The sequence below is a fragment of the Mesorhizobium sp. M4A.F.Ca.ET.090.04.2.1 genome (genome assembly GCF_003999085.1).
In the GTDB taxonomy this organism is placed as follows: domain Bacteria; phylum Pseudomonadota; class Alphaproteobacteria; order Rhizobiales; family Rhizobiaceae; genus Mesorhizobium.
In genome coordinates, this window is record NZ_RZOT01000387.1 from 1 (window position 1) to 5,857 (window position 5,857).

The window sequence follows — 5,857 nt, forward strand, 5'->3', positions numbered from 1 at the left end:
CTGCAGCACATTGGGGATGAAGTCCGGCGTCCAGCCCTGGATCGGATGCGGCTCAAAGGCCGGATGGCTGGCATCCGGCGCCCCGCCGGCGCCGCGCTGCTGCGCCTTGCCGCTGCCAATAAGCTGGGCGTTGGCGGGCTCGGCGAGCACGATTCTGACATCCGGCCGCTCCCGGCGCAGCACCCGGCCGACGCCGGCCACCGTGCCGCCGGTGCCGTAACCGGTCACCAGGTAGTCGAGCCGCGAGCCCGCGAAATCGTTTATGATCTCGCGCGCCGTGGTCGCCTCGTGGATGGCGGCGTTGGCTTCGGTCTCGAACTGGCGGGCGAGGAACCAGCCATTGGCCTCGGCCAGCTCGGCCGCCTTCTTGTACATGCCAAAGCCCTTCTGGGCACGCGGCGTCAGCACCACCTTGGCGCCCAGCATGCGCATCAGCTTGCGGCGTTCGACGGAAAAGCTGTCGGCCATCGTCACCACCAGCGGGTAGCCCTTTTGCGCACAGACCATGGCGAGCCCGATGCCGGTGTTGCCGCTGGTCGCCTCGACCACGGTCTGGCCCGGCTTCAGCGCGCCGCTGCGCTCGCCTTCCTCGATGATGTTGAGCGCCAGGCGATCCTTGACCGATGCGGCTGGATTGAAGAATTCGGCCTTCGCATAGATCGTCGCATGGCCTGGGCCGAGATTGTTGATGCGGATGACCGGCGTATCGCCGACCGTGTCGAGAATGCTGTCGAACAACCGGCCGCGCCCGGCCGTGGTTCTGATCTTCAACTGCTGCAACATGTCTGGTCTCCTCTTGGTCCTCACGATCCGGTTACAAACCGGAGGGCTTGGCGGCGAGGTTTCGAGACCTTGCCGCGTTAGGTTGCTCGACGTGCCTTCATTTCGGCAACGGCTGCATCCGGCCGGAATGTCCGCTGCCGGTGCGCCTTGTCGGGTTTGGTGATAGAACATGGAGCAACTGGTCAGCGTGGGAGCGAGCGTGGAAACGCACGTGGAATCCGCCCGAGAGAGCCTGAAAAGCACTGCCGCCGGCCTTTCCGTGCGGCTGCTCGGACAGCTGGCGATTTCGCGCGACGACATGCCAGTGGCGCTGCCGGCGTCGCGCAAGCTGCGTGCATTGCTTGCCTATCTGGCGCTTGCGCCGCACCCGGTCGGACGCAGCCGCCTGTGCGAGCTTTTGTGGGATGTGCCGAACGATCCGCGCGGCGAGCTACGCTGGTGCCTCAGCAAGCTGCGCGGCGCGCTCGACGAGCCGGGCCGGCGCCGGATCGAGACCGAAGGCGACACCGTCGCGCTTCGTCTTGCCGCACTTGGCATCGATGCCGTGGAAGCCGCCGCGGCGGTCGCCGAAGGCATCGAGAGCCTCGGCCTCGAGCGGCTGAGGACGCTTTCCCACCTTTTCACCGGCGATTTCCTCGACGGGCTGGAACTCGACCGCAGCCCGCATTTCAACAGCTGGCTGACGGCGCAGCGCCGTCGTTTCAGGTCATGCCATGTTGCCATACTGGAGCATCTGATCGGCCTGCTTCCGGCCGAATCCGACGAGGCAGGCGCCTATATCGACAAATGGCTGGAACTCGCCCCTTTCGACAGCCGCGCTCATCTTGCGCTGCTGGAAAACAGCGCGCGGCGTGGCCAGATCGGCGCGTGCGAGGAGCATCTGGCTGCCGCTGCGCGGCTCTTCGAGTCGGAGGAGCTGGATTTCGCCCCCCTGCGCGAGGCATGGCAGGAAATAAGATCCCGTCAGTCCAGCGCGACGCCACCCGTGCGATCCGTGCCGGCGTTTGCGGTGCCCCAGGCACCGGTCGCTCCGGCCGAGCCCGAGACATCGGCGACACGCCGCGCCTCGCTCGCAGTGATGCCGTTCGTCGAGCACGCCGGCACCGCGGATTTTCGTGGTGGGCTGGCCGACGGCCTGACCCATGACATCATCACCCGCCTCGCCAAGCTCAGGGATTTCTTCGTCATCGCCCGCGGCTCGGTTTTCGCTTTGGCCGAAAAGGACATCTCACCCGAGGATGCCGGGCGCCGGCTGAATGTCGACTACGTGGCAACCGGCTCCGTCCGCAACCTGTCGGGCAGGATCATCGTCGCGGTCGAGCTGGTCGAGGTGCGCACGGCCCGCATCGTCTGGGCCGAGACGTTCGAGCACCGGCCGGACGATATCTTTGTCGTGCTGGACGATATCGGCAACAGCATCGTGTCCTCCATCGCGGCGGAGGTCACCACGGTCGAGCGCAACCGGGCGATGCTGAAGGCGCCCAATTCGCTCAACGCCTGGGAGGCCTACCATCGCGGCCTCTGGCACATGTACCGCTTCACCCGGACCGAAAACGAGCTGGCCCACCAGTTCTTCGACATGGCGCTGAAGCAGGACCCGACCTTTGCCCGCGCCTATGCCGGCCTCTCCTTCACCCACTGGCAGAACGCCTTCCAGCGCTGGGGCGACCGCGACCAGGAAGCTGCGCTTGCCTTCGAAACCGCCGGACAAAGTCTTCTGGTCGACGAACACAATCCGGCGGCGCATTGGGCCATGGGCCGGGCGCTGTGGCTGCGCGGCGAACGCGACGGCTCGCTGCTCGAGCTGGAACGGGCCGTTGATCTCAGCCCCAATTTCGCGCTCGGCCACTACGCGCTGTCCTTCGTGCATTCGCAATCGGGTGATCCGCGCTCAGCGATCGGCTCGTCCGATCATTCGCGCCATCTCAGCCCCTTCGACCCGCTGCTGTTCGGCATGATGGGCGCCCGCGCCATGGCCCATGCCCGCCTTGGAGAGTTCGGCGAGGCGTCGGAATGGGCGCTGAAGGCTGCCGCCCGCCCCAACGCCCACATCATCATCCTGGCGATCGCCGCGCATTGCCTGGCGCTGGCCGGCCGGCAGGACGAGGCGCGCACTTTCGCCGCCGCAATCCGCAAGACCCTGCCGGACTATCGTGCCGACGACTTCATCGCCACCTTCCGTTTCGACCGGGACGCCGAAGCCATGTTCCGGCACGGCGCCAGGCGCATCGGCCTGAATTGATCTTTTGAAATCCGCCCCGCGCTGCGCCGCCACGGCCTACCGCAACAGCGGCCCGCCCGCCTTTCTCCACGCGTCGATGCCGCCCTGGATATGACGGGCGTTGGCGATGCCGACGTCCTGCGCCGCTTGCACCGCCATCGCCGAGCGTTCGCCGAAGGCGCAGTAGAACAAAAGCTGCTTGCTGGTCGATCGGGCGAGCTCATTGAGCATGCCGCCGGCGGCGATGTTCTCCTGCAGCCTGGGATAGGGCAGATGGATGGCGCCCGGGATGACGCCATGCCGCTCCCGCTCGGCGCTCTCGCGCAAATCGATCAAAGCCACGTCCGGCCTGCCGACAATCGCCAGCGCCTCGTCCGCCGTGACAGACCAGCCGCGCCCGGCGATCTCGTCCTGATGCAGCCCGACCTTCATGTTGGCCGGCACGGCGACGTCCATCATCTTCGGGTTGGCGAGCTTGAGGTTGTTCATGATCTCGACATACTCGTCCACCGACTTCACCTGCAGGCGCGGGTTGAAGGCTTTCTCCTCTGCGATGGTCGAGACCGTCTCGCCCTTGTAGTCATGCGCCGGGAAGATCAGTGTCTCGTCGGGAAGCTTGAGCAGGCGGCCGAAGATCGATTCGTACTGCTGGCGCGGATCGCCGTTCTGGAAGTCGGTGCGGCCGGTGCCGCGGATGAGCAGCGTGTCACCGGTGAACACCCGGTCCGGCAGGATGAAGCTGTAGGAATCGTCGGTGTGGCCGGGCGTGTAGATGACGTCGAGCGCTAGCCCCTCGATGGCAAGCTTGTCGCCGTCGGCAAGCCGCATCGACACCACGTCGGCCTTGGTCTGCTCACCCATCACTGTGACGCAATGCGTCCGGTCGCGCAGCGCGCCGAGGCCGGTGATGTGGTCGGCATGCAGATGCGTGTCCACCGCCTTGACCAGCTTGAGGTCGAGTTCGTTGACGAGTTGCAGATAGCGCTCGACCTTCTCCAGCACCGGATCGATGATCAGCGCCTCGCCGCCCCGGCGGCTGGCCAGCAGATAGGAGTAGGTGCCCGATGCCGAATCGAAGAGCTGACGGAAAATCATCCCTGCTGCATGCCCCTTGCGCCTGCCGCCCGCGGCGCGATTTGCCGCGGCAGGAATGATACTAGGGCACGGTTCCCGTCCCTGCCAGTCGTACCAAGGTGCCAACCGGCGCATCCGCGGCCGGCACCTTCGGCCGCGGCATCGTCGACTTGCGGGCGATTATCGCCGCAGCACGGCGCTCAGAACGTCGCGGATCCCGATCGCGCCGACGAAGCGCGACTGCTCGTCGAACAGCGCCACCGGCGCTGTCTGTGAGCGGTGCATGGCCAGCATCACCGTCTTCAGCGACGTGCCAGGCGTCGCCCAGAAGACCTGCGCCGTCTCCTCCGGCAGCCGCTCGACATCGGCACAGGACACCCACACCGCAGGCTTGCCGTCGCGTTCGGCGGCCGCCACCAGCCCGTGATCGTCGATCTTGAAGCGCGTCGTTTTGCGCCGGTCGAGCCATACCCAGCCGTCCTCGCCGTGGTCGAGGTCGCGGCGGTCGCGCATGACGTTCCAGGCCGTCAGCACCGACAGCGGATTCACGTTGGCGATGAAATCGCGGACATAGTCGTTGGCAGGCCTGAGCACGATGTCTTCCGGCGCGCCGGTCTGCACGATGCGCCCGCCTTCCATGATGGTGATGTGGCTGCCGATCTTCAGCGCCTCCTCGAGGTCGTGGCTGACGAAGATTATGGTCTTCTTCAGTTCCGCCTGCAGCTGCAGCAATTCGTCCTGCAGCTTGGTGCGGATCAGCGGATCGAGCGCCGAGAACGGCTCGTCCATCAACAGGATCGGCGCCTCGGTGGCGAAGGCGCGGGCCAGGCCGACGCGCTGCTGCATGCCGCCCGAAAGCTCATGCGCGTACTTCTTCGACCACTGGTCGAGATGGACGAGCTGAAGCTGCTTCCTGACCCGCTCCTTGCGCTCGGCCTCCGGCACGCCCGCGAGCTCGAGGCCGAAGCCGACATTTTCCTCCACCGTGCGCCACGGCAAAAGGCCGAACTGCTGGAACACCATCGCCACCTGCTTCTGCCGCAGGCGCCTGAGCGTCGCCTCGTCGCACGTGACGACATCGACCGTACGGTCGCCGTCCTTGACCAGAACCTGGCCGCGCGACACCACGTTGAGCCGGTTGACGGCTCTGAGCAGGGTCGATTTGCCGGAGCCGGACAGGCCCATGAGAACGGAAATCTCGCCCTCATGGATCGTCAGGCTGGCGCCCGCACAGCCAAGCACGTTGCCGGTCTTTTCGAGGATCTCGGCGCGGGTGGCGCCTTGGTCGATCAGCGCCAGCGAGCCGGCCTGGTCAGCGCCAAAGACGATGTCGACATTCTTGAAGTCAACGGCGACGGTCATTTCTTGCCTCCAACGCCAATGCGGGTCATCCGGTCGAGCACGATGGCGAGCACGACGATGGCGAGGCCGGCCTCGAGACCGAGGTCGATCTTGCGAGAGCCGAGCGCGCGGTTGATTTCGGTGCCGAGGCCGCCGGCACCAATGAGGGCGGCGAACACCACCATCGACAGCGACAGCATGATCGACTGCGTCAGGCCCGCCATGATCGTGGGCAAGGCAGAAGGCAGCTCTACCTTCCAGAGAAGCTGTCTCTTGGTGGCGCCGAACGCCTCGCCGGCCTCTACGATCGACTTCGGCACCGAAGTGACGCCGAGATGGGTAAGACGAACCGGAGTGGGAATGACGAAGATGATGGTGACGATAAGGCCGGGCGCGTTGCCAAGCCCGAACAGGGTCAGCACCGGGATGAGGTAGACG

General features: G+C 65.9%; 5 protein-coding genes. 1 reads left to right on the top strand and 4 read right to left on the bottom strand.

Translation table 11 applies throughout. From position 1 onward, the window contains the following. A partial coding sequence (locus EN781_RS23455; RefSeq protein ID WP_127400374.1) for a pyridoxal-phosphate dependent enzyme occupies positions 1–783 on the bottom strand: 783 nt, incomplete at its 3' end. Between the two features lie 298 nt (positions 784–1,081). Here EN781_RS23455 and EN781_RS23460 point away from each other — a divergent pair. After that, on the top strand, positions 1,082–3,025 hold the full coding sequence (locus tag EN781_RS23460; RefSeq protein WP_245455789.1) for a transcriptional regulator: 1,944 nt from the start codon (positions 1,082–1,084) through the stop codon (positions 3,023–3,025). A 36-nt stretch (positions 3,026–3,061) separates the two neighbouring features. Here EN781_RS23460 and EN781_RS23465 read toward each other — a convergent pair whose 3' ends face one another. The 3 genes from EN781_RS23465 to EN781_RS23475 all read right to left on the bottom strand — a co-directional run. Then, positions 3,062–4,099 carry an MBL fold metallo-hydrolase gene (locus EN781_RS23465; RefSeq protein ID WP_126058640.1) on the bottom strand — a complete coding sequence of 346 codons (1,038 nt, stop codon included), beginning with the start codon at positions 4,097–4,099 and terminating at the stop codon, positions 3,062–3,064. Between the two features lie 159 nt (positions 4,100–4,258). Further along, on the bottom strand, positions 4,259–5,440 hold the full coding sequence (choV, locus tag EN781_RS23470; protein WP_126058639.1) for a choline ABC transporter ATP-binding protein: 1,182 nt from the start codon (positions 5,438–5,440) through the stop codon (positions 4,259–4,261). Then, positions 5,437–5,857: ABC transporter permease subunit (locus EN781_RS23475; RefSeq protein WP_127400375.1), on the bottom strand; the 421-nt coding region annotated here is incomplete at its 5' end. The genes choV and EN781_RS23475, both read right to left, overlap by 4 nt.